We start from the raw sequence: 23,296 nt of genomic DNA, 5'->3' as shown, positions 1-23,296 counted from the left end.
ATGAAAATAGGATAAGCCTAGAACAAAAATCGTATCTGTCTAGGGAATTGTACTCCTCAACCTTCAGAAGTAATGAAGGCAACACCGTATTCATTGATCAGAATCAAGTCTTGTTCGCACAAAGCATTACTCAAGGGAAGCTGCGTTATGAAGAGTTGGAAATACTGATGGGCGTTGAATGAAAACGGTATTCAGGCTTTATCCATCGTCCAAGACCATTCACATCAGTGCAAGCAAGTGCTAGCCAATTTGATGAGCAAATTTGACTAGGTAAGCAATTAGTACAGAAAAAACTTCTGTACTTTTTGTTTATCTTACTTTATATTTAAGATAACTTAATAATTAAGAGAGGTAAATATATCATGAATAATGATCTAATTCAACAAATTAATAGCCTGCAAAATCATTTAAACATCCAATTAGCAAGTCGATTTGAGCATAAAATTGATAATCAATTGACAGCGAAACAAGTTTTATTATTAGAGCTAATCCGAACAGGCGTCACTTCAACGAAGGATTTAGCGGCTCAATTGAATATTACAACCAGCGCAGTGAGTCAAATTCTCAATAAGTTAGAAGCAAAAGAGTATATAACTCGCAGTATTAATAAAGAGAATCGTCGTGAAATCATATTAAATTTGGGTGTAAAGGGCAATCGGTATTTTGAAGAGGTGCAAATGCTAGAAGATGAAATCAATCATAGCGTATATGGTCAGTTACCCGTGGAAGACTTGGAGCATTTAGTTCGTATCCTAACAAGATTAAATGTTATCGTGAAAGGGGAATAGCTCATGGCTGTGATTGAAAGAGGAAAGTACATCTGGTTATTACTGCTGGGCTTTGTTTTAAGTAGTAACTATATACTCTACCACACAGACATGGGTAATCATATTCTCCCAACAGATGCAAATGCCGTAATACTCGGATCATTATTAGACCTCGTAATTTTAGTACCGTTATTCTTGATGCTGTACCGCAAGCAGTTCACTATAAAAACAGCAATTATTCTCTCAGCAGCAGGATGTATATTGGCTCGGTTTCTCATTCCAAATCATCTCTTAGAACCGTTTGCTGCGATTACTTGGGCTGGAATTGCTGTAGAGGCTGCATTCATTATCTTTGAATTGATCTTAATTGTCACCTTTGTTCTTTATATACCAAGAATCATAGGTGAGGTAAAAAGAAGCGTATTACCAGTGGTTTTTTCCTTCCCACATGCTATTGATACATATGTAAAGAAAAATCCAATTATCCATATGATCTGTTCAGAGGCGATGATGTTTTATTATGCATTCTTCAGTTGGAGGAAGACACCGCCTACCGGTATAACACTCTATAAAAATTCCAGTTATATTGCACTTCAAGTTATGATGATTCATGCAATTGTTATTGAAACGCTAGGTTTTCATTGGTGGCTTCATGATAAGTCCATGGTGATTGCCATTATGATATTAGTCTTTAATGGATACTCTGCGATTTTTTTCTTAGCAGATATCCAGGCCATTCGCTTAAATCCAGTCTATATCAATCAGAAATCGATGTTTCTCTCCCTGGGACTATTAAAGCGTACAGAAATTCAATTTGAAAATATTGCCTCAGTGATTGAAGATCCCACGATTTTAGAACGTAAGCTCTCAAGAGATACCATCGCCTTTATGGTGCGAGATTTTGAAAAGGTATCTCCTGATATCCTTCTAGTCATGAAGAAGCCTGTACGAGTCACGCTATTTATGGGTATACAAAAGGAATTTTCAAAAATCGCGATTCGCTCTGACAATCCAATACAACTAAAAGCAATGATCTTGGATCGTATGGAGAAGACGAGCTTAGATAAGAAGAATGAATGACCATGAATAAGGCGAGGGAGGAATCCCTGGGACAGCTTATGAACGCCTTTTCCTCGATAGGTAGAGGATTAGTGCCACCAAGCTTCAACATGTTTTGGAATAAAGATTAAAATATGTATCAAATTAACTATTGTGATATGATAATTACAAGTTAATGGTCAACAAGGGTGGCTATTTTAAATAAGTTTAGGATAGCTGCCGTTCCCTCTTTAAGGGATTCGGCTACTGGCCGTAGGCGTTACCAGCACCTGCGGTCAGTTTAAGTATACGCAAACCATTTTCTACACATAACAGGGAATATTGCCATCTTTAGTATATAATATCATACTAAACATGAATGAATGAGGTGTATTCCATGCCTAAAAATACTTACAATTATCCTGACAAGGCTGGTGAGGAACAGCTTTCATCTGGAAAAGATAGATTTAAAGATAACATTGCGCAATTGAAATGTCCTGTCTGCAGTGAACGGTTACAGCAGGATGGACTCAAAAGTATCACTTGTGTCAATAAGCACTGTTTCAATATCTCAAAAAAGGGATATGTGAATCTGTTATTAAACTCGAAAAAGTCACAGTATAATAAAGAATTATTTGAGTCTAGAAATATCATATGTGAGAATGGCTTTTTTTCCCCATTAATCGAAGCAATTGTAGTCTTGATTGAAAGAAATCTGATGATTGTCAACGCCAATGATATCAAATTATTAGACGCTGGCTGTGGGGAAGGTTTTCACCTATCCCAGATTATGAATCGTCTTCAAAAAGAGTCTCATGCAAATTATCATGGAGTAGGAATCGATATTGCTAAAGAAGGAATTCAAATTGCTGCAAGGAGTTATAAAAAGATGTTGTGGTGTGTAGCTGATTTGGCGAAGATTCCATTGATGGATCAACAGTTTGATGTTATCTTAAATATTCTTTCTCCTTCCAATTACCGAGAGTTTGAGCGAATTTTAAGTGATGAGGGGATTTTAATTAAGGTAGTCCCAGACAGCGCTTATCTTCAAGAGCTAAGGAAAATATTTTATCGAGATACAGATAAAGAGACCTATTCGAACAGTAAGGTGATGGAGCACTTTCGTCAAAGCTTTCACCTTGTCGAAACTGAAAACGTGCGCTATGATGTTACGATGAATAAGGAGCAGCTCAAGCATATTATCAAAATGACTCCTTTATCCTGGGGAGCCACTGAGGATAAAATTTGCAGAGCATTGAATCAAAATATCGAGAGTGTAACTGTTGACTTCTCAGTGTTGATTGGAAAACGAAAACGATAATGATAAGCTCTTCACCATGATAGGCAGTGATGGAGAGGAGCTATTATCCAGCAACTTGAATACAAAATAAGCAGCCCCCACTAATCCTTCAAGGAAAGACTAGTGGAGGTCTGCTTATTTTAGTGTTCTTAAATTATTTCTTGAACTTGATAAACTCAGGATTAAAGAATCCAAATCCATTATTAGTCACATCTCGTTCCAAAACAATTTCAAATGTGTCGGCGTTTGCCAAAGGTATTTGTATACTGTGGTAGGGTTCATCCTTTTTTACAACGATTGTTTTAGTTAAGACCCCATCAACATAAAATTGCACCATAAATTTATCATGTATATAGTCTTCGAAATTTTCCATCTTTCGTTCAGCATAACCGATAGTGGTAGCAAACTGATCATACTCACCATCTAATTTGAACTGTACCTTGGTTGATCTTTCACTTAGTATTGTAGATGTAATATAGATATATCGATCATATTCCTGTCCATAAAGATCAAAAAGTGTTCCATTGATCGTTTCTTCATACCAAGTTAATGGTTGCAGCCAACCTGTTTTTTCTTCTGCACCCTCTAAATAGGAGTTTTTAATTCCATCACCTGGATAAACCACCTTCTGGATTTTTCGAGACTTTTCATCGATTAAGATGGAATTGGTAGCTCCGTCCCACTCAACAAGATAGCCTAAGTTCTCACTAACAAAACGCAATGGCACGAATGTACTTCCTTGGTATACGAAAGGTTGAAGTTTCTCACCCTTTGGCATCTTGGAAACACCATTGATCTTAATATCCTTGATTGAATAGATGGCCTCAATCATTTTACCATTGGCGGCGAATACAGCAAAGGAACTGGTTAATATAATGCCCACGATGATCCCCATGAAAAAGCGTTTCATGCAAAACATCTCCTCCTAATATGTAAAAATATACTAAAATAGTAACATAATGATGATAGGCAAGCAATATTGTTTATCTCATTCGCGAAGATAAATTGTAATATTAATACTTTTTTGCTAGGATTAAGTATAACCGTAGATACAGTAGCCCAATAATGGAAGGAGATTTATGATGAAAAGGCACATCAATCTTTGGTCATTTATCTTTGCTTTTGTTTGTCTCGGTTTATTTTTTCTCGCAATTTCAACGCGTGAAATTATTGATATCATGATGAATTTACTACATATACATCCGCTTCACATTGTGCTTATACTTTCATTAATTACATGTTTACTTGGGGTGATTGGTTTCGCGGGTATCACTAATTGGTGGACGATGCTCAGAAGTATTACAACCGTCGTTCTCTCGTTAGGCTTATCTGTGGTGATACTCATTATCGTTATTTGTGGAGGTATTTTCAAATTCACCTAGTATAAGCTAATATTGGAATGAAGAATTAAGTAGCATCGGTTCTGATGGGATTACGGCCGAGGTAGAGAAGGATATTTCACTCTACCTCGGCTTTTGATCGTAATGGCATTACGAATGCTTCTACCTCGTTAGGTGGATTAGAACATCCTATTATTGACATGAATAAATATTGCATGTAATAATGTATCATAGATACCGACGGTTGGTTTCTATAAGGAGGATGAATATGGCTAGAAATAAGTATCCAGAACAGACACTAGAACAAATATTGAATGTTTCAGCAAAGCTATTTAAAGAGAAGGGCTATGAAAAGACAAGTATTCAAGAGATTATTGACGAACTGGGGATGTCGAAGGGGGCGATCTATCACCATTTCAAATCAAAAGAAGAGATATTGTATGCTGTGATGGATCGACAGTTCAGCTATGCTGCTCACATGCTAGATTATCTTATTCAGAATACCCAGGCTGCGAATGCAAGAGATAAACTGACCAAAATATTAGAGCAGATGATTGCAGATGAAGATGCCCATGCCATGGATAGTCTTCTAAGCCAACAGATAAAGAATCCACAATTTGTTGTGACAGGAATGCGCGAAGGAGTCAATAAGGATGCATTGGTCATTGCTGATCTAATGCGGGAAGGGAGAGAGGATGGTTCGATTACTACAGAATTTCCTTCTGAATGTGCAGAGGTTTTCATATTACTTGTGAACATCTGGAGTAATCCTCTGCTATTTGAACGAGATTATGAGGAAACGGTCCGTCGTTTGCAATTTTTACAGCAAATGATGAAAGCATTAGGAGCGGATATTGTTAGTGATCAGCTCATTGAAAAAATCTCAAAACAGTATGCTGAGATCGGAGGATATGGACAAGATGCCTAATGAAATCGCGGTTCGAGCAGAAAATCTCGTAAAAGTATTCTCTGGAATGGAAGTGATTAAAGGCTGTAATTTATCTGTGAAGCAAGGGACCATCTATGGATTTTTGGGACTCAATGGTGCTGGGAAGACAACTGTATTAAAAATGTTGATGGGTCTTCTAACACCAACAGCAGGTAAGGTGACGGTGTTTGGTAAGGATATGGCAATCCACCGGGATGAGCTGCTAAGAAATATTGGTAGCATCATCGAAGCTCCTATTTTCTATGAACATCTATCAGCAGAAGAAAATTTGAGCTTACACCTTGAATATATGAACATGCAAGACGTGAATATTTCAGAAGTACTAGAAAAGGTAGGACTAGCACACACCCGCTCACAGCCTGTTTCTAAGTTCTCAATAGGAATGCGACAGCGCTTAGGTATTGCTCGAGCAATTATACACAAGCCAAAATTATTACTATTGGATGAACCTATCAATGGACTTGATCCCATCGGAATCCTAGAAATGAGGAAACTTTTTCTTGATCTAGCACACAATCGGGGGGTGACCATGATCATATCAAGCCATATTCTTAGTGAGATTGAGCATATTGCAGATACGGTCGGCATCATCGCCAATGGTATTATCAAGCAAGAGATTTCAATGGTTCAGATAAACAAAGAGCTTCAAAGTGATCTTGAGGGGTATTTCTTTGAATTGATGGGTGGAGGGTACAAAGATGTATAAGCTAATGAAACTAGAACTTAGAAAAATAAAAATGAGACCGTATCTATTGGCTAGTATCATGGCTAGTATTCTTCTTACAGTGTTTATTTATTTTATTTCCTTTGTTGCAAAAGTAGAAAATGAACCTGATTTTCAAAATTACTCCAATATTTTTATGTTCACAAGAGTTATCAGCATGATTTTTTTCTCAATTCTATCAGCGATTATGTATTCGCGGTTTATCATTGATGAATATCGAGGAGAAAAGCTGATCCTTCAATTTACTTACCCAGCTAAGCGGATAAGAATATTATTGGCTAAGATTGCAGTAGTAACGGTATTTACGATAGTTGCCATACTAATCAGTAATATTCCTCCTTTCGTGATCTTTAGCATGACAGAAGTGATTTCACCCATTGTTCAGGATTCACTCTCTCAAGAATTACTGTTTTCCACATTGAGCTCAATCATCATATCAACGTTGATCGTAAATGGTATTGGAATCATTGCCATGAGAATTGGATTTATTAAGAATTCCATTCCAACCACTATTGTGACAGCGCTTATTTTATGTGCCACTGTTGGCAATCTTATTGTAAAAAGCACGGACAATACGCTCATAAGCATGAACCTATTGGGGATCATGGTTCTTATAAGTATTGCTATCACCATTGAGCTGATGAGAAAGGTAGACCAAATGGAAGTGGAATGAGCGAAGTCCAGATCAAAAACCTGGTCATCAATTTCTGCACAACTATAAAGAGAATAGATTGAGAGGAAGGTTCATATGTTCAATAATCAAACCATTCTTCAGAGGAAGCAGGTTATTTCAGATGAGATCTCAGATGTTGTAATCGATTGGATGACAGGCGATATTCGTCTGTATCAAAGTGAAAATGAGAAGATCGAAGTTGTTCAGCACGGCGATGATAACCTCCCAGAACATAAACTCTTCCGCTATAAAGTAAATCATGGGAGATTAGTGATTACTGATGGCAGGAAGAAGATCTTAAACCTTGGGGTCAATTTAGAAAAAACTGCATTAGAACTCTATCTTCCTAATAAACAATTTCATGCTATTTCAATAACCTCCACAGGTGGAAGTATCATGGTTGGGGATCTTAATGTAGATAGCTGCAAATGTAAATTAACCTCAGGCAATGCTAAGCTTTCAGGGAGAATGGTAGAACTGGATCTTCAGGTAATTGGCAGTAAGATCACTGGGAATCATCTGGATATTCAGAAGTTAACACTCCAATCTACATCATCTGCAATCAAGCTCGAAGGAGAAATTTCAGAATTAAACATCAATTCAATCGGAAGGAATATTGATGTTCGCTCAACAAAGATGTTTCAAAGAATCAAATCTGTATCAACGGGAGCGAATGTAAAAATAGCAATTCCAGAAAACGATGGTTTTACACTTCAATATAAAAAAGTGGCAGGTCATTTGAAGAGTGATTTTCCGCTGACATCCAGTGGAGATATTTATACCTATAAAGATGGAAAGAGTCTATTCAATGCTGAGGTTAGGGGAGGCGGGTTTACACTCTGTAGAATTTAACTTCCAATCTTGCACCAATATGGTATCATTATGAAAAATGATACAGAAATTTGGATAAGAGAAACGGGGTCTAATGCATATGGAATTATCTCTAGCAGACATTATTCAAGCAAAGAATCGCATCAAGCATCATATTGTAGAAACGCCTATCATCTTTTCAGAACCCTTATCGAATCTACTGAATTGCAAGGTGTATTTTAAATTAGAGAATTTGCAAAAGACAGGTTCCTTTAAAGCAAGAGGGGCCTTGAGTAAAATTTCGTCATTAAGCATTGAGGAGAAAAAAAGAGGAGTGATCACAGCATCCTCTGGGAACCATGCCCAGGCGGTGGCTTACGCAGCCTCTTTATATGACACCTCTGCTCTTGTTGTCGTTCCCGAGAACACAGCCCAAGCAAAAATTAGCGGAATTCAACGATATGGTGGAGAGATCGTCCAGCTTGGTACATCCTATGACGAAGCAGAAGAGTATGCGTATCAATTGGTGAAGGAAACGGGGCGGACCTTTATTCCTGCCTTTGATGATGTGGTCACAATGGCCGGTCAAGGTACGATTGGCTTAGAGGCTATGCTGGAGAAACCAGATTTTGATCTGATCTTGGTCCCAGTAGGTGGAGGCGGGCTGATCAACGGAATTGCTACGGCTGCGAAAGCGATACAGCCAAAAGTGCAGGTGATTGGCGTACAGAGTGAAGCCTCTCCTGCTTGGTATGAGTCCTTCATGGCAGGAAGAATGGTGGATGTTACATATCAAGATTCCATTGCAGATGGGATTTATGGTGGCATTCATGAAGGACCTTTGCAACTCGCCTTTTCCAGAGTGGATGACAATAAACTGGTTCGTGAAAAGAGCATTGCTCGTGGAATGAAGTGGATGGCGATTCATCATCGCTATATCATTGAAGGATCGAGTGCCGTTACCATTGCAGCATTATTGGAGCACCAAATTCCAGAAATTACAGGGAAGAATGTCCTCTGTATCATTACAGGTGGCAATGTGGATGAATCTCTGATCATGCGAGTGCTGAATACAGATGATTGAACCTTTTTTGTGGAAGGACAAAAAAGAGCTGACAATCAACCCCTTAAAATCCTAAGCAGTTCATAATTTGTATACTTTTTGTTACGTTTTGTTTGCTTGTCGGTATATAATAATTCTTTATCTACTAAAGCATTCAGTGCAGATCTTGCTGTGCTCGGTGCAATGTTCAAATGCTTTGCTACATTCTTCACAGCGGTATGGGGATCACTAAAGGTGTACAGCCAGGTGCGTTTTTCTGAATCAGTCTGACATTGTTTCAATCCATCCATGGCAAGTTTATTTGCCGCATCTAGCTTATGATTAATTTTAACTGCCATACGATTACAAGCGTTGATGAAGAATTGTATCCAACTACCCCAATCAGGATTCTCTCCACGTACACCATTTAATAAGTCATAATAGCGAAGGCGTTCGTGCTCAAGTTCTTCGCTTACAAAGAATATGGGGTATGTGATGAGTTTTGATTGTACAAAATAAAGTACAATCAAAATTCGCCCTAATCGTCCATTTCCATCTAAAAATGGATGAATTGATTCAAATTGTGCATGTATGATAGCTGCCTTCAATAGCGGGTGGCTATTTTCATTGATAATAAAGCATTCATTGGATAAGTGCTCTGTCGGGAGCAGTTGGTCATATGGATGTCCATTGATGAAGGTTTCCCAATTCTGCATAAACTCATTGATTTTATCTGCAGAGATTGGAATATAGGAAGCATCTTCAATACGCTTTGTTGGGCCTATGAAGTTTTGGATTTTTCGAAATTGACCACTTGCTTGGCTTGATCCACGTGCACCATGCATCAATATCGCATGTAAATCCAATACGAGTCGTGAAGAAATGAGATACCCATTTCGAATACGTTCATATCCATCAAGTAAAGCTTGCTGATAGTTTTTAACTTCTGTAATTTCCCATTTAGGATGACGCTCGTCTTTATGCTCCATCATATCTGTAAATGTGATCTGTGTTCCCTCAATCCGCGTGGACTGGACAGATTCACTTAAGGAGAGAAGGTTCACTAGCTGAGTACTTACAACGGAGTGGCTAAATTTTTCATCGAGACGACCAATTTTATTACTCACTTCTGCTAGTAACTGCAATATTCTAAGCGCAGTTTTTGGTTCAACAGCTACTGGTAAAGGCATTAAACCTTGAATCGTCACATCTAATCACTCCTTTACCAATAGATTATACAATTTAAGGGTGAAAAATACAAAAGATAATCACAATTAGTATTTTTATTTGAAATTAGAGCAATAAATAGCCATATTCAACTTAATAATAAGCGGCATTTTCTCGCCTTAGAAGCCTTGATAGAACCATTTTGTTGGCACTAAGAAGGTCCAAGGCATGGTGACGATAGCAATGGTAAGCGCAACCTTTAATCGCAGCTTTTGATCTTCTATCTGCTCACGAAAAATAAGCTTGTAATTAAAGAGGAAGATGAATGCCCCTGATATAAGAATGGATATAAGGATAACGAGTACTGCGAGGGGATTGCTAAAGGGATCATAAAAGATTCCATTGATCAAATCATTGGGTAAATTCATGAATTGGAAATCATCTAGTAACCCGATTGTAAATAGGAACACAGCACCAATAATGTCAGCTATGAATCCAAATATCCACACCTTCCAGATGCTGTGCATATAAAAACTACCTAGCTTTCTTTGCTCATTGGCTAGCTTAAAGGCATAGAAGCAGATGATGACGACCAAAGAGTCGATGATGAAGTTCCCGATCATCGTGATCAGGATAATCGGTGGAAAGAACATGATAACCCAGATTGGGAAAATCACGTTATACAGTTTTACTTGTTTCATCGCTTCAACACTCCTTTCATTAATTATACAAAATATAAAAGCTTGTAAATCTATTTCATAAAAATAATATCGTAGAAAGAAGATATACTACATTTTCTGCTTGCATCTTACGTTACGTGAGGCGATATGATGGGGTTGGAAGGGAGAGATAAAATGGAAAAGCAGTTTCCAATTGGTGATTTTGCTAGGATAACCGGAGTCACCCTACGGACACTTCATTATTATGATGAAGTGGGTCTATTAAAGGCTACCCGTACACCATCAGGACATCGTTATTATAAGCCCGAGGATTTTATGACATTGCAGAAGATTATCGCTCTTAAATTTGTGGGATATTCCCTATAAGCTTAGCAGAAGGTGGTGAAAAGCATGAAAGCAGTGAATGCTGAAGTACCTCAACAACAGAATTTGCTTTCATTTATTCAGCTGCTTAAGCAGGCAAAACTCCCTAGTGCTGTACCATAAGCTAGTAGATCAACAATTTCACGATCGAGGAGAGCATTGACATTCTCACATCGATAGAGCAGACTCACTGTATATACGATCATAGGGGCTAAATGGCATAGCAGCAAGAAAGGTGATTCTGTTGAATGGATTATATGTGATGATCGGTGGCTTCTTCGGTGCAATCAGTCGATATGGTGTCGGTATAGCATTCTATACGGAGCAAGGATTCCCTTGGGGGACCTTCGTGGTGAATATAATAGGCTGCTTCCTACTGAGCTGGCTGCTTACCACAGCAAGTCGTAGTAGAAAAATACCATCTCAGCTTACGTTATTGCTTGGTACAGGCTTTCTCGGTTCCTTCACCACCTTTTCAACCTTTTCCATGGAGACCATTCATTTATTTCAGGCGGGGCATCTTCTTCTTCCCCTTCTTTATGTCTTGTTAACGACCACACTAGGACTGCTTTTGACTTATGCAGGTCATCATTGGGCATGCTCTTATCATCAGGGGGGAGATGCAGTATGATCTGGTTTATTGGTCTCGGTGGTTCTCTTGGCGCAGGCGCTCGATTTTTCCTTGGCAATCTGATCAATCAGCGGATAAAAAAAGGTACTTCCTTTCCTCTAGGTACATGGTTCATCAATATCACAGGATCATTTATCCTTGGCTGGTTGGCTAATCAATATCTCACTGGTCAGATCAATGAAGGGATTTGGTTCTTTTGGGGTCTTGGTTTTTGTGGAGCGTATACCACCTTTTCAACTTTTGGTTATGAGACGATCTCCTTACTTCAGGCCAATGAGAAAAAGGTAGCATTCATCTATGTGGTGACCTCTATCATTCTTGGTAGTATTTCAGCAGCACTGGGATTCATGCTACCAAGGTAAACAATTTTAATTGACATATTATTAATCTCTTTTATACTTAAAATAAGAATTATTTATTAAAGGGCTTCGATGGGGCTTCACTCCATATGGGGCCCTTGTTTAAGGTTTTATAATCATTCTATCAGGAGGAAGCATCGTGAAAAAAATACTCGCAGTACTCGTCGCAGCAATGATGATCTTTACGCTCGTTGGCTGTCAATCTACAGATGATCAAGCCAATGTTCCGAACAGTAATCCAACTTCAGAAGTGAATCCAACATCGGATGTTTACGAGGGTGATGGCTGGTCCTCTGCCAATTACACACCTGATATGAAAGGTACAACGATGAATCTATATGGGGTGACAGATTCTGTTCGTCCCATCCTTGATGCTTTTGAAGCGGATACAGGAATCAAAGTAGAGCATCTTACAATGAAAAATGGCGAAATTTTGCAACGACTGGAGAATGAAGCTGATTCAGGTGTAGTCATCGCTGATCTTTGGTTTACAGGTGGTGCGGATACATTTATCAATGCAGCAGAAAAAGACCTACTCATTCCTTATGAATCAGCAAATGGTCAGGATTTAGATCCCAGTATGAAGGATCCCAATCATTTTTGGTATGGCACATCACTAACCCTTGTCAATTGGGTGGTCAATAAGGATTTAATCCAAGAAAAAGGCTTAAAAATGCCTGAAACATGGGAGGATTTACTGCAAGAAGGGCTGCAAGGAGAAGTCTCTATGCCAGATCCTGCTTCTTCTGGTACAGCATATAATGTGGTAAGTGCTATATTACAAGTAAAAGGCGAAGAAACTGGCTGGGCCTATCTTGATCAATTAATAGGTCAAGTACCTTTCTTTACAGCTCGTGGTAGTGATCCTGCCAATCTTGTTGTCAGTGGGGAAGCGATTGTAGGTATTAATGCAAGCAATGGGGATCGTGAGCTAGAAATGAATAATCCTCATATTCAATTGGTCTATCCTACGGATGGAACCGGCTGGTGGCCTCAACCAGTAGCTATCGTAAAGGGCACTCAGCATGAAGAGGCGGCAAAGGTATTTATTGATTGGATTCTTTCACCAAAGGGTATGGAAACCATCGCAAACACACGTAATGCAGCTGTAGCAAGAACCGATGTGAGTATTCCTGAAGGGATTGTAGATATTAAGCAAATCTCTTTATTCCCCACTGATTTTCAAGCCAACGCCTTGAAAAGAGATGCTATTCTAGCAGAGTGGACGAAACATGTGAATAAATAAGCGAACTGTAAAAATCCGAAGGCATTACGTATACTTCGGATTTTTACATATACTTAAAAATTATGGTGATGAAATGAAGAGATTGGATTCCTTAAAACTGCTCTATTATACACTATTTGGTCTATTACTCTATTTTGTCTTGGTTCCAGTCATCAGTGTCATTCTGTATGGCGTGTTTCCAGTAGAATCTTTCCATTCACTTCGTCAATCCTTGCAACGTTCTCTACCATACTTGCAAAATAGCCTGTGGGTTGCTGGAGTGGTGACCGTACTTTCTGTATTGATCGGTCTCATTGCAGCGATTACAATCAATCGGTTTCATTTTAAAGGGAAGCGACTTTTACGCTATGCGGTACTATTACCTCTCATCAATCCTCCTTTTGTAGGAAGCATCGCATTTATTATGCTGTTTGGAAAGAGGGGATTAGTCACCCATGGCTTGCTAGGCTTAAGCGTTAGTCCTTATGGATGGCAAGGGATCGTCATTATGCAGACACTTAGCTTAAGCGCTCTTGCCTATCTGATTATCTCCAGTGCCATTGTAAAAATAGACCCTAATTTGGAGGAAGCTGCCCGTAACTTAGGTGCTTCTGAGTTACAAATTTTCAAAGGGGTTACTTTGAAGATGATGTATCCAGAGATATCTACTGCCGGTGTTCTCGTCTTCTTAGCATCCATGGCAGATTTCGGAACACCATTAATCATCGGTGGTCCCTTCCACACCCTCGCATCGGATCTCTATGTTCAGATTACAGGCGTATATAACATGAAGACAGCAGCCATCTCTGGGATCTTATTACTGATTCCTTGTATTCTATTATTCTTCTTACAACGCAATGTGATTGGAAAAAATCATTATTATTCTGTTAGTACAGCGAATACCAATATTATTTATCCACACTTTAACCGCCCACTTCGATACTTATTTATCATCATTACCATCCTTTATGCTCTTTTTGTCGTGATAAAGTATCTCTTCATTATCATCGGAGCAGTAACGAAGCAATGGGGCTATAACTATACCTTTACATTGGAGCATATCAAAACAATTTTTGCTCAGGATTATTCTCCCTTTATTAATAGTATTCAGCTAGCATTTGTGGTTGCTTTCGTTTCTTCAATCTTAGGAGTTCTGCTCAGCTACATGATTAAACGGAAATCATATCGTCATCAGCATGTCGTGGATTTACTGGCTACACTACCAGCAGCTGTACCAGGTATTCTATTGGGCATTGGCTATCTTGTGACCTTTAAGTATCCACTCTTTGGGGTCGGACGATTCTGGCTCCACAGTTTCCCATCGATTATCTTATTGGGAACAGGGGTGATCATTTATCTAATCAGTATATTCCGCTATATGAACGTGGGCTTACGAGCTGGCTATGCATTAATCCAGCATTTGAATCCAGATATTGAGGATGCAGCTCGTAATTTAGGCCAGAGTGAAAATAAAATTTTTACACAAATTGTCCTACCACTCATGTACCCAGCTTTCTGGATTGCATTTTTAAAAAACTTTTCATCAACGATGACGACACTGGGTGCAATCATATTTTTGCTGCTTCCTTCTAATAAAGTAGCAGTGCAGCAAATCTTCCAAACGATCACTAGCAGTGCAACTGGTGTAGCTGCAGCGATGGCACTCCTATTATCCTTGACGACTGCATTAATCTTAGGTGTTTTGAAGTTCATTAATCAGCGATGGATGAGGTTTGAATCATGAATAAAGTCAAATTAAAACTTGAAAATATTTATCAGTGCTATGGGGATAAAGCAACACTTAATGGGATCAACTTGGAGATCATGGAAGGGGAGTTACTTGCTATTCTCGGTCCTTCAGGCTGTGGGAAAACCTCACTCTTAAAAGCAATTGCAGGTTTAATTCCCATTGAACAGGGGAAGATCTTGCTTGAAGGTCAACCTATCCAATGCCTTCCACCACAAAGTCGTAAAACAGCAATGATCTTCCAAAACTATGCATTATTTCCGCATATGACTGTGGTTGAAAATATTCAATACGGCTTAAAAATTAAAAAGTTGAAGCCAGAAGTGATGAAGGACAGGTTGGAAAAGATCATGAGCTTGATCCAACTGAAGGGCTATGAGCATCGAAAAATCAATGAATTGAGTGGTGGACAACAACAGCGTGTCGCCATTGGGAGGGCGATGATCGTAGAGCCATCGATTCTATTATTTGATGAACCATTAAGCAATCTTGATGAGAATCTCCGAATAGAGATGCGTGCAGAAATCAAGAAGCTCGTAAAGGCAGAGAATATTACGAGCATCTATGTTACCCATGATCAAAATGAGGCCATGACCATGGCGGATCGGATTGTCATTATGAAAGAGGGGCAGATTGAACAAATCGCTACACCTGAATGTACTTATAATGAGCCAAAGACAGAGTATGTTGCACAATTCATGGGGCATAAAAATATTTTTACAGCTACAGTGGAGAAGCAATGCTTTCAATTATTAGGACATATATTTCCACATCCTTCAGCTGCTTCCGAGGGGGATCAGATTCAAATACTACTACGCTCAGAAGAGATTGACCTATTTTCGTTCGAGGAAGAGCTAATAGACCAGAGTAATCAGAAAGAGTTTTATTTAGATGGAGTAATTCGTGAACGTCAACAATTAACGAATGTGATCCAATATCTTGTCCGAGTGGAGCAGGAGCTATTAACTGTAACTGTATTAAACCGCCATACCACGAGAAAATGGGAACTAGGAGATCCAGTGAGGATTAGGCTAAAGCAAGAAGCACTTCATATCTTAAATGAATAGGGTCTGAACAATCATTGTTCAGACCCTATTCATTTTTTTAGCACTTCATTTCATAGTGATACACGAACCTCACACGCGTTGGATAAACATGGGCAGTTCAGTATGGCCCAAGGCGCGTACATAGACGAAGAGCGCCCCTTTATGATGGATCTCATGATCCATGGCTAGCTGCAATAATTGTCGACCAGATAGCTTCATTCCGAAGAGATTGGTCAGATCCACTACTCGATCGAACTCCTCATCGGAGAACGTGGCGAGAAGGTCCTTGGTATTTTCAGTGTACTGCTCGGCTAAGGTGAGGATATTGGGGCTATCCTCTCGATTTTCTGCAAAAGCGGAGGTGTCCCCTCGCTTTGCAGTAGCTGCCAGATTAAAGAATGATGTGACGATATGGCTGGATAGTTCCTGAGCAGACATAGATGTAGGAGTGGGTTTATAGTCATAGTTATCTTCAGCGATCTTCTTTATCAATTCTTGTGTTACATTCCGATGTGCCAAAAAATATTGAAGCATTGTTTTCGTACGGGTCATTATAATTCCTCCTCACAATAATCGATGCTCCCTCGATGCACTTCATTCATAGAATATTACCTTAACGCCTAATAATTCCTCATTCAATAAAAAATACCTTTTTCCTCCAAAAGCATGCTACACATTCTCTGAAATCACGACTATTATTTTCAAGAAAATATTTCAAAAAAATATATTGCACTTTCTAGCGGGATCAGTATAATAGTAATCGTCTATTAGTAAACTTAAAGTTTTGTAAAACCAAACTTTATTCATCGGAAGTTTACTCACTATAAACAGGATTGAGGGTTAAAGCATGCATATTGGAAAGAAAATCAAACGATTACGTTTGAAAAAAGGGCTGACGCAGGAAGAGTTGGGGGAACGGACTGATCTGAGTAAGGGCTATATCTCCCAGTTGGAACGGGACTTAAGCTCACCTTCCATTGACACGTTCTTTAACATTCTTGAAGTACTGGGCTGCACACCACAAGAATTTTTCGATGAGGAAAAGGGTGAGCAGAAGGTAGTCTATGGTGAGGATGATCAAACGGACTATATCGATGAAGAACGGGGCTACCAGATTCAATGGCTTGTCCCAGAGTCCAATGAGAATGAGATGGAGCCTATTCGTCTAACACTTCAACCAGGTGGAGAGTTTAAACAGTTTGAGCCATCCTTAGCCGAAACCTTTGCCTTTGTCCTAAGCGGACGGGTCATGGTGAAGCTAGGAGAGCGGGTTTACTATGCGAAGGCTGGCGAAGCGATCTATTATCATGCATCAGATGATCATCAGATTATTAATGATGCAGATGGTGTCTCCGAATTACTTCTCGTTGCTACCGAATCTTATTTATAGGAAATGACGTAACCAAAAAGGGGGACCAATATGGGGGATAATGTAATTATTCGCTTTGAAAATGTAACGAAACAGTATGACGATGATCCAGTGGTTCTTGACAATGTGAGCTTTGAAATTGAACGAGGCAAGTTCTATACATTACTCGGCCCCTCTGGATGTGGGAAGACAACGATCCTTCGTTTGATCGCTGGTTTTATAGAGCCAACCAAGGGGAATATCTTCTTTAAAGATCGAATCGTCAATCAAATTCCTGCCAATGAACGGCAAGTCAATACCGTATTTCAGGATTATGCGCTCTTTCCACACCTCAATGTATTTGAGAATGTAGCATTTGGGCTACGAATCAAAAAAATGAAAAATGCCGAGGTAGAGGAGAAGGTTAAAGAAGCATTACGCTTTGTCAACCTTGTAGGCTATGAAAACCGGGAGATTCGTGAGATGTCAGGTGGACAACGGCAGCGCGTTGCCATTGCCCGTGCCATCGTGAATGAGCCTGAGGTGCTTCTGCTTGATGAACCCTTATCCGCCCTTGACCTTAAGCTTCGGACGGAGATGCAGTATGAATTACGAGAACTGCAACGTCGTCTCGGCATTACATTTATCTTTGTTACCCATGATCAGGAAGAAGCACTGGCCATGTCTGATGAGATCTTTGTCATCAATGAAGGCAAAATTCAGCAAAGCGGTACACCTATCGACATTTATGACGAACCAATTAATCGCTTTGTCGCAGACTTTATTGGAGAGTCCAATATTGTTCATGGGAAAATGATCAAGGATTTTTGTGTGGAATTTGTGGGCAAGCAGTTTGAATGTGTGGACCAGGGATTGAACCCCAATGAGCCTGTGGAGGTGGTGATTCGTCCGGAAGACCTGGAAGTGACCACCCGGGAGCATGGTAAGCTTCAAGTTCATGTGGATTCCCAATTGTTCCGTGGTGTGCATTATGAGATCTGCTGCTACGATGAAGCAGGGAATGAATGGCTGGTCCATTCAACGAAAAAGGTTAAGGTAGGAGATGAGATCGGTCTCTACTTCGATCCAGAGGCGATCCATGTTATGCGTTTTGGTGAAACAGAAGAGGAGTTTGACAAACGACTCGAAGCGTACGACGAGGTGGACAATGGAGAATAAAGCGCGCAACCTCTACTTAATTCCGTATGTTATGTGGATTCTTCTCTTTGTCGTTGCGCCCCTTCTCTTGATTCTCTACTATTCCTTCTTTAATGTGGAAGGTCAATTCACTTTAGAGAATTATCAGAAGTTCTTTACGCCTGTTTATTTACGGATGACCTTGAGTTCATTCTGGTATGCTTTTCTAATTACGGCATTCTCTTTACTCATTGCCTATCCGACAGCCTATCTCTTAACAAAGACCAAGCATAAGCAGCTCTGGCTTTTGCTGATCATCCTACCTACTTGGATCAACTTACTGTTAAAGGCCTATGCCTTCATTGGGATCTTCGGTACCTATGGTGCAGCCAATAATTTCTTGGAGTTCATCGGTATTGGAACGAAGCAGATTCTCTTTACGGATTTTAGCTTTGTCTTTGTCTCAGTTTATATCTTTATTCCATTTATGATTCTGCCCATCTTCAACGCATTGGAGAAGCTCAATCCATCTCTAGTGGATGCTGCCCGTGACCTTGGTGCATCGCCATGGATCACATTCCGTCGCGTCATTTTTCCCATCACCATTGATGGGGTGAAATCAGGTACGCAGGCGGTCTTTATTCCAGCCTTATCTTTATTTATGCTGACACGCTTGATTGCAGGGAACCGTGTCATTACTCTTGGTACAGCCATTGAACAACATTTTCTTGTTACACAAGACTGGGGCATGGGTTCTACCATCGCTGTCTTCCTCGTGATTGCCATGGCGCTCTTCATGATTGTAACAGGAAATCGGAAGAGGGGGATGTAATGTGAAAAGGAATGGGAAGCTTTCAAAAATCTATCTCGCCATCGTTTTCATCATCCTTTACTCTCCCATCTTCTATCTCATGTACTATTCCTTCAACAGTGGAGGAACCATGCATGGCTTCGAAGGGTTTACCTTGGAATGGTATAAGGAAGTGTTCGCAGATACTCGTCTCTTCATCATCTTCCTCAATACCTTGGTGATTGCGCTATTATCTGCAGCAATTTCAACTATTTTAGGCGTAATGGGTGCCATTGCCATCCGCTATCTAAAAAGCCGTCAGATGAAAAATACTTTACTCACATTTAATAATGTTTTGATCGTTAGCCCTGACGTAATTATTGGTGCATCCTTCTTGATCCTATTTACCATGATCGGGATTAAGCTCGGCTTTACCTCAGTGCTGCTATCGCATATTGCCTTCTCTGTACCCATCGTTGTGCTCATGGTTCTGCCTAAGCTACAAGAGATGAGCCCCACCTTAATTGATGCAGCACGAGATCTAGGAGCCAGTGGCTGGGATGTCTTAACGAAGGTGGTTTTACCATATATCACACCAGGGATCTTTGCAGGTTTCTTTATGGCGCTAACCTATTCATTGGATGATTTTGCGGTGACCTTCTTTGTTACGGGGAATGGCTTCTCTACCCTATCTGTAGAGATCTATTCACGGGCACGGCAAGGCATCTCCTTATCGATTAATGCCCTTTCTACCTTGATATTCCTATTTACGATTTTACTTGTGATTGGCTACTACTTTATTAATCAACGTAATCGACGCGCCAATGGAACGGGGGTAGGAAAATGAAACAACTCGTACGTATGTTTTTATTAGTCTTTGTCGTTTCTTTTTCCTTAATGTATGTTACCTCCCTTCTCAATTCTACGCAGGGTTACTCGAGCGGTAATACATTGACCATTTATAACTGGGGTGACTATATCGATCCTGAGCTGATCACCCAGTTTGAAGAGGAGACAGGGATTAAGGTAATCTATCAGACCTTCGATTCCAATGAAGCGATGATGACGAAGATCGCCCAAGGCGGAGCAACCTTTGATGTGGCTGTGCCTTCGGAATACGCCATTGAGAAGATGAAGGCAGAGAATCTACTTTTGCCCATCGACCATTCGAAGATCCCGAATCTAAAAAATATTGATTCACGATTTATGGATCTACCCTTTGACCCGAATAATGAATATTCCATCCCTTATTTCTGGGGAACATTGGGCATCGTCTATAATCCTGACTTAGTTGGAGATTTGGATTTTACCAGCTGGAATGATTTATGGGATGAAGGCTTAGAGAATCAGATTCTCCTAGTGGATAGTGCACGGGAGGTTATCGGTCTCGGACTGAACAGTCTTGGCTACTCTCTTAATGATACCAATGAAGAGCATCTGCAAGCCGCCAAGGCGAAGCTGGATCAATTAACACCGAATATCAAAGCCATTGTTGGTGATGAGATTAAGATGCTGCTCTACAATGAAGAGGCAGCAGTGGGCCTCGTCTGGTCAGGGGATGCCTCAGAGATTATGAGCGAGAATGACAAGCTCGATTATGTAGTTCCTCATGAAGGCTCTAACCTATGGTTTGATAACTTTGTCATTCCAAAGACAGCGAAGAATATTGAAGGAGCTCATCAGTTTATCAATTTCATGCTCGATCCTAAGGTATCAGCCCAAAACACAGAATATGTAGGCTACTCCACACCGAACTTTGAGGCGTTGGCTTTATTACCAGAGGAGATATCTGGGGATGAACGTTTCTATCCCTCGCCAGAGCTAACGGATAGGCTGGAGGTCTACGAGAACCTGGGGAAACGGATGGTTGCTCATTATAATGAGCTATTCCTAGAGTTTAAAATGCATCGGAAGTAAGGAAGCTCGTGCTATATAAAGCATTCTACTTGAAGAACTTCTCTAACTTAAGAACGGATACCCACATCGGCGCATTGCCGATATAGGTATCCGTTCTTTTTGATATATACCACGAGCATTCAGCTCACAATATCAAAGCACTATTTTGTAAAACGCCAAGCAGTTTTGGCTACAAGTGCACCATATTCCTTGGCTAGTTCTAATTCAGCCTCACTGGGTAGATTCATGGGAGCCTCTTTCGAAGTTTCCACTGGAATGGTTGCACAAGCACCATAAGGACAGCCATATTTTATCCGTTCTTCGGTGAGTGCCCCTGTATTGGAGACGATGATCATGCCATGATGCATCATGGGAGTTTGTAAGGCACGGAGGAGATTTTCAATCCCGCCGTGGGTAGAAGAAGAAGAGCCAAAGACACCACCAATTTTCCCTTGCAATACTCCGGTTGCCCATAGTCTACCGAGCTTACCTAAGAAGGTGGCCATTTTCGGATTTGGTTCCCCAAAATAACTAGAAGAACCCCAGATGATGGCATCAGCACTCATTAATTCATCAACATTCTCCAAGTCTTCAACGTCTTTCAAGATCACTTCACTTCCGGACACTTCCTCTGCACCTTTCGCAATAGCATCTGCTAATGCAGCAGTGTGTCCATACATACTAGCATGAAGTACATAGAGTTTCATTGTTGTTACGCCTCCAGTTGTTATGTTAACGGAATGTTTTATCAGATGAAGCGAACACCCGTTATAGTGAAATTCTCCTATAAAATATAGTCTAGCAAAGGAATAAGAGACCTGTCCATGATGAAGGCTTCGCGTAAGGCTAAATCTGTCGAGATCTCTCCATATCTCTCCATGTATCAGCGCTGAACACAATAGTACACTAACCTTAGGGAATATAAGTTTGAGGCTTAATTTTGACGAAATAGATGGGAGGGCATGTCATCATGGTGAATACAGGGAAACGAATTGATAGTCAGAAGAAAACTGTAGAAGTGATGATCCAAATCTATTGCAAGAAGAAGCACCATTCTAGCCATGGACTCTGTGCTGATTGTGAGGAGTTATTAGGGTATGCTCATAAACGTCTTGATTACTGTCGGTTTGGTAATGATAAAGGGACCTGTGGCAAGTGTCCCGTTCATTGTTATAAGCCCGAGATGAGGGAAAAAATTCAAGAGGTGATGCGATTTGCTGGACCACGGATGGTTTATTCTCATCCCATCATGGCATTTCAGCATCTGCTGGATGGAATGAAGAAAAAATAGAGATATCAAAACCGACCCTTTTGCATAGCCTGTAACGATGTAAAAGGATCGTATTTTACCTCAGAAAAATTATGAATGAGCAGTTCTTCTTTTATTAATTGACCAGTTCGCTTATCGATTGACCTGCGCCAGATCTCATTTTCTCGATAATTCTTATTCTCTTTTCTTAGGAAGTGGTGGTTCTTCTCAACAATATGGTAGGAAAGCGGCCATTCCTTCTCAGTATAGATTGCCCCTTTTAAAAATTGATCAGTCAACCAGACACGAATTTGAAAGGGCTGATCTGTCGGATTATGGAAGCGAAGATCTACATAATTATAAAAGAGACTGGCTCCACTCCCAAATGGTAAGACGCGACCATCATCGGGAAAAGGATCAAAACTATGATGATGTCGTTCCACAATGGTCAGTGGCGTGTGCAAGGCCATCCAGAATAAAAGATTAGCTAGTTGACAGATCCCTCCACCTATCCCTGTGGTTACATGCCCTTGTGATAAGAGCAAACCTTCGATATAACCTCTCTTTGCAGTTGTTTTTCCAACGAGGAACCAAAATGAAAAAACCTCTCCTGGCTTAATAATAATCCCATCTATTTTTTCGATACTAATACGTAGGTTTGTAATCTTGTTCTCTTGGAGGATCGGATCTGTAACTCCCAACTTACGTCGTAACAATGATTGATGTACTTTACATCGATAGGGCAAATTATCTTGATTATAATTCCGAGCAAAGCGCTGCTGATGAAGGATATTATTCACATGTCGATAAAACCGTAATTGAGCAATGCGCAAACGATAAAGAAATGGAAACTGTTTTAACAGGGCTTGCTTCAATATGACATCTCCCCTTTCAACCCCCATGAGTTCATAGTTCCTAGTTAGGATGCTAGCATAATGCTTAGTTAAATACATAAATATTCCATCTGGACAGGTCTATTCCCTTCTTGACGATGTCTCTTCCGTCTATCCGCCAT

26 protein-coding genes are annotated in these 23,296 nt (G+C 40.0%); 20 read left to right on the top strand and 6 right to left on the bottom strand.

What is annotated here, in order from left to right; translation table 11 throughout:
- Positions 1–362 precede the first annotated feature (362 nt).
- The 3 genes from BN1691_RS04400 (at position 363) to BN1691_RS04390 (ending at position 3,126) form a co-directional block, all read left to right on the top strand.
- Positions 363–788 carry a MarR family winged helix-turn-helix transcriptional regulator gene (locus BN1691_RS04400; RefSeq protein WP_048600998.1) on the top strand — a complete coding sequence of 142 codons (426 nt, stop codon included), beginning with the start codon at positions 363–365 and terminating at the stop codon, positions 786–788.
- A gap of 3 nt (positions 789–791) precedes the next feature.
- Positions 792–1,847, top strand: coding sequence for a hypothetical protein (locus tag BN1691_RS04395; protein WP_048600997.1), 1,056 nt, complete (start codon positions 792–794; stop codon positions 1,845–1,847).
- Between the two features lie 355 nt (positions 1,848–2,202).
- The gene (locus tag BN1691_RS04390) at positions 2,203–3,126 is read left to right on the top strand and encodes a methyltransferase domain-containing protein (protein WP_048600996.1); all 924 of its coding nucleotides are present in this window, start codon (positions 2,203–2,205) and stop codon (positions 3,124–3,126) included.
- Positions 3,127–3,259: 133 nt separating this feature from the next.
- Here the strand turns inward: BN1691_RS04390 and BN1691_RS04385 are convergent, their stop codons facing one another.
- Complete coding sequence (locus BN1691_RS04385) at positions 3,260–4,015, bottom strand: copper amine oxidase N-terminal domain-containing protein (protein WP_048600995.1); 756 nt, start codon at positions 4,013–4,015, stop codon at positions 3,260–3,262.
- 698 nt (positions 4,016–4,713) lie between these two features.
- Here BN1691_RS04385 and BN1691_RS04375 point away from each other — a divergent pair.
- The 5 genes from BN1691_RS04375 (at position 4,714) to BN1691_RS04355 (ending at position 8,685) form a co-directional block, all read left to right on the top strand.
- Entirely contained in the window at positions 4,714–5,373 is a 660-nt protein-coding gene (locus tag BN1691_RS04375) for a TetR/AcrR family transcriptional regulator (RefSeq protein WP_048600993.1), read from the top strand.
- The gene (locus tag BN1691_RS04370; protein WP_048600992.1) at positions 5,366–6,100 is read left to right on the top strand and encodes an ABC transporter ATP-binding protein; all 735 of its coding nucleotides are present in this window, start codon (positions 5,366–5,368) and stop codon (positions 6,098–6,100) included. Before BN1691_RS04375 ends, BN1691_RS04370 begins: the two co-directional genes overlap by 8 nt.
- On the top strand, positions 6,093–6,791 hold the full coding sequence (locus BN1691_RS04365) for an ABC transporter permease (protein WP_048600991.1): 699 nt from the start codon (positions 6,093–6,095) through the stop codon (positions 6,789–6,791). The genes BN1691_RS04370 and BN1691_RS04365 overlap by 8 nt, the downstream gene beginning before the upstream one ends.
- Before the next feature lie 75 nt (positions 6,792–6,866).
- Positions 6,867–7,643, top strand: coding sequence for a DUF4097 family beta strand repeat-containing protein (locus BN1691_RS04360; RefSeq protein ID WP_048600990.1), 777 nt, complete (start codon positions 6,867–6,869; stop codon positions 7,641–7,643).
- Between the two features lie 79 nt (positions 7,644–7,722).
- A complete protein-coding gene (locus BN1691_RS04355) occupies positions 7,723–8,685 on the top strand; it encodes a threonine ammonia-lyase (protein ID WP_231638341.1) in 963 nt (320 codons plus the stop codon).
- 35 nt (positions 8,686–8,720) lie between these two features.
- Here the strand turns inward: BN1691_RS04355 and BN1691_RS04350 are convergent, their stop codons facing one another.
- Both BN1691_RS04350 and BN1691_RS04345 read right to left on the bottom strand, forming a co-directional pair.
- Positions 8,721–9,851, bottom strand: coding sequence for a Fic family protein (locus BN1691_RS04350; protein WP_076850096.1), 1,131 nt, complete (start codon positions 9,849–9,851; stop codon positions 8,721–8,723).
- A 138-nt stretch (positions 9,852–9,989) separates the two neighbouring features.
- Positions 9,990–10,511, bottom strand: a complete 522-nt coding sequence (locus BN1691_RS04345; protein WP_048600988.1) for a hypothetical protein — start codon at positions 10,509–10,511, stop codon at positions 9,990–9,992.
- Between the two features lie 153 nt (positions 10,512–10,664).
- Here BN1691_RS04345 and BN1691_RS04340 point away from each other — a divergent pair, with 153 nt between their 5' ends.
- The 6 genes from BN1691_RS04340 to BN1691_RS04315 all read left to right on the top strand — a co-directional run bounded on the left by BN1691_RS04340 (position 10,665) and on the right by BN1691_RS04315 (position 15,882).
- Complete coding sequence (locus tag BN1691_RS04340; protein WP_147545628.1) at positions 10,665–10,856, top strand: MerR family transcriptional regulator; 192 nt, start codon at positions 10,665–10,667, stop codon at positions 10,854–10,856.
- A gap of 232 nt (positions 10,857–11,088) precedes the next feature.
- Complete coding sequence (crcB, locus tag BN1691_RS04335; protein WP_315969534.1) at positions 11,089–11,484, top strand: fluoride efflux transporter CrcB; 396 nt, start codon at positions 11,089–11,091, stop codon at positions 11,482–11,484.
- A complete protein-coding gene (crcB, locus tag BN1691_RS04330; protein ID WP_048600987.1) occupies positions 11,481–11,846 on the top strand; it encodes a fluoride efflux transporter CrcB in 366 nt (121 codons plus the stop codon). Before crcB (BN1691_RS04335) ends, crcB (BN1691_RS04330) begins: the two co-directional genes overlap by 4 nt.
- Before the next feature lie 136 nt (positions 11,847–11,982).
- The gene (locus BN1691_RS04325) at positions 11,983–13,089 is read left to right on the top strand and encodes an ABC transporter substrate-binding protein (protein ID WP_048600986.1); all 1,107 of its coding nucleotides are present in this window, start codon (positions 11,983–11,985) and stop codon (positions 13,087–13,089) included.
- Positions 13,090–13,162: 73 nt separating this feature from the next.
- Positions 13,163–14,812 (top strand): ABC transporter permease, encoded by a 1,650-nt coding sequence (locus BN1691_RS04320; protein WP_048600985.1) that lies wholly within the window; start codon positions 13,163–13,165, stop codon positions 14,810–14,812.
- The gene (locus BN1691_RS04315; RefSeq protein ID WP_048600984.1) at positions 14,809–15,882 is read left to right on the top strand and encodes an ABC transporter ATP-binding protein; all 1,074 of its coding nucleotides are present in this window, start codon (positions 14,809–14,811) and stop codon (positions 15,880–15,882) included. The genes BN1691_RS04320 and BN1691_RS04315 overlap by 4 nt, the downstream gene beginning before the upstream one ends.
- Positions 15,883–15,951: 69 nt before the next feature.
- Here BN1691_RS04315 and BN1691_RS04310 read toward each other — a convergent pair whose 3' ends face one another.
- Positions 15,952–16,413, bottom strand: a complete 462-nt coding sequence (locus BN1691_RS04310) for a DinB family protein (RefSeq protein WP_048600983.1) — start codon at positions 16,411–16,413, stop codon at positions 15,952–15,954.
- A 295-nt stretch (positions 16,414–16,708) separates the two neighbouring features.
- Here BN1691_RS04310 and BN1691_RS04305 point away from each other — a divergent pair, with 295 nt between their 5' ends.
- From BN1691_RS04305 to BN1691_RS04285, 5 genes are read left to right on the top strand one after another with little or no spacing between them, the layout of a single operon-like run.
- Positions 16,709–17,251, top strand: a complete 543-nt coding sequence (locus tag BN1691_RS04305) for a helix-turn-helix domain-containing protein (protein ID WP_048600982.1) — start codon at positions 16,709–16,711, stop codon at positions 17,249–17,251.
- A gap of 30 nt (positions 17,252–17,281) precedes the next feature.
- A complete protein-coding gene (locus BN1691_RS04300) occupies positions 17,282–18,388 on the top strand; it encodes an ABC transporter ATP-binding protein (RefSeq protein WP_048600981.1) in 1,107 nt (368 codons plus the stop codon).
- Positions 18,378–19,178 (top strand): ABC transporter permease, encoded by an 801-nt coding sequence (locus BN1691_RS04295; protein ID WP_048600980.1) that lies wholly within the window; start codon positions 18,378–18,380, stop codon positions 19,176–19,178. Before BN1691_RS04300 ends, BN1691_RS04295 begins: the two co-directional genes overlap by 11 nt.
- A gap of 1 nt (position 19,179) precedes the next feature.
- Complete coding sequence (locus tag BN1691_RS04290) at positions 19,180–19,983, top strand: ABC transporter permease (protein ID WP_048600979.1); 804 nt, start codon at positions 19,180–19,182, stop codon at positions 19,981–19,983.
- Positions 19,980–21,053, top strand: coding sequence for an ABC transporter substrate-binding protein (locus BN1691_RS04285; RefSeq protein ID WP_048600978.1), 1,074 nt, complete (start codon positions 19,980–19,982; stop codon positions 21,051–21,053). The genes BN1691_RS04290 and BN1691_RS04285 overlap by 4 nt, the downstream gene beginning before the upstream one ends.
- A gap of 140 nt (positions 21,054–21,193) precedes the next feature.
- On the opposite strand, the gene BN1691_RS04280 is transcribed toward BN1691_RS04285, so the two are convergent.
- Complete coding sequence (locus BN1691_RS04280; protein ID WP_048600977.1) at positions 21,194–21,739, bottom strand: NAD(P)H-dependent oxidoreductase; 546 nt, start codon at positions 21,737–21,739, stop codon at positions 21,194–21,196.
- Between the two features lie 263 nt (positions 21,740–22,002).
- On the opposite strand from BN1691_RS04280, the gene BN1691_RS04275 reads away from it, so the two are divergent.
- Positions 22,003–22,323: a nitrous oxide-stimulated promoter family protein gene (locus tag BN1691_RS04275; RefSeq protein WP_048600976.1), complete on the top strand. Its 321-nt coding sequence runs from the start codon at positions 22,003–22,005 to the stop codon at positions 22,321–22,323.
- Positions 22,324–22,328: 5 nt separating this feature from the next.
- Here the strand turns inward: BN1691_RS04275 and BN1691_RS04270 are convergent, their stop codons facing one another.
- The gene (locus tag BN1691_RS04270; RefSeq protein WP_231638340.1) at positions 22,329–23,156 is read right to left on the bottom strand and encodes a VanW family protein; all 828 of its coding nucleotides are present in this window, start codon (positions 23,154–23,156) and stop codon (positions 22,329–22,331) included.
- Between the last annotated feature and the right edge of the window lie 140 nt (positions 23,157–23,296).

Origin of the sequence: Rubeoparvulum massiliense, assembly GCF_001049895.1 — a bacterium.
Taxonomy (GTDB): Bacteria; Bacillota; Bacilli; order Rubeoparvulales; family Rubeoparvulaceae; genus Rubeoparvulum; species Rubeoparvulum massiliense.
The sequence above is the reverse complement of the archived record's forward strand: the minus strand, read 5'-3'. Positions and strand labels throughout refer to the sequence as shown.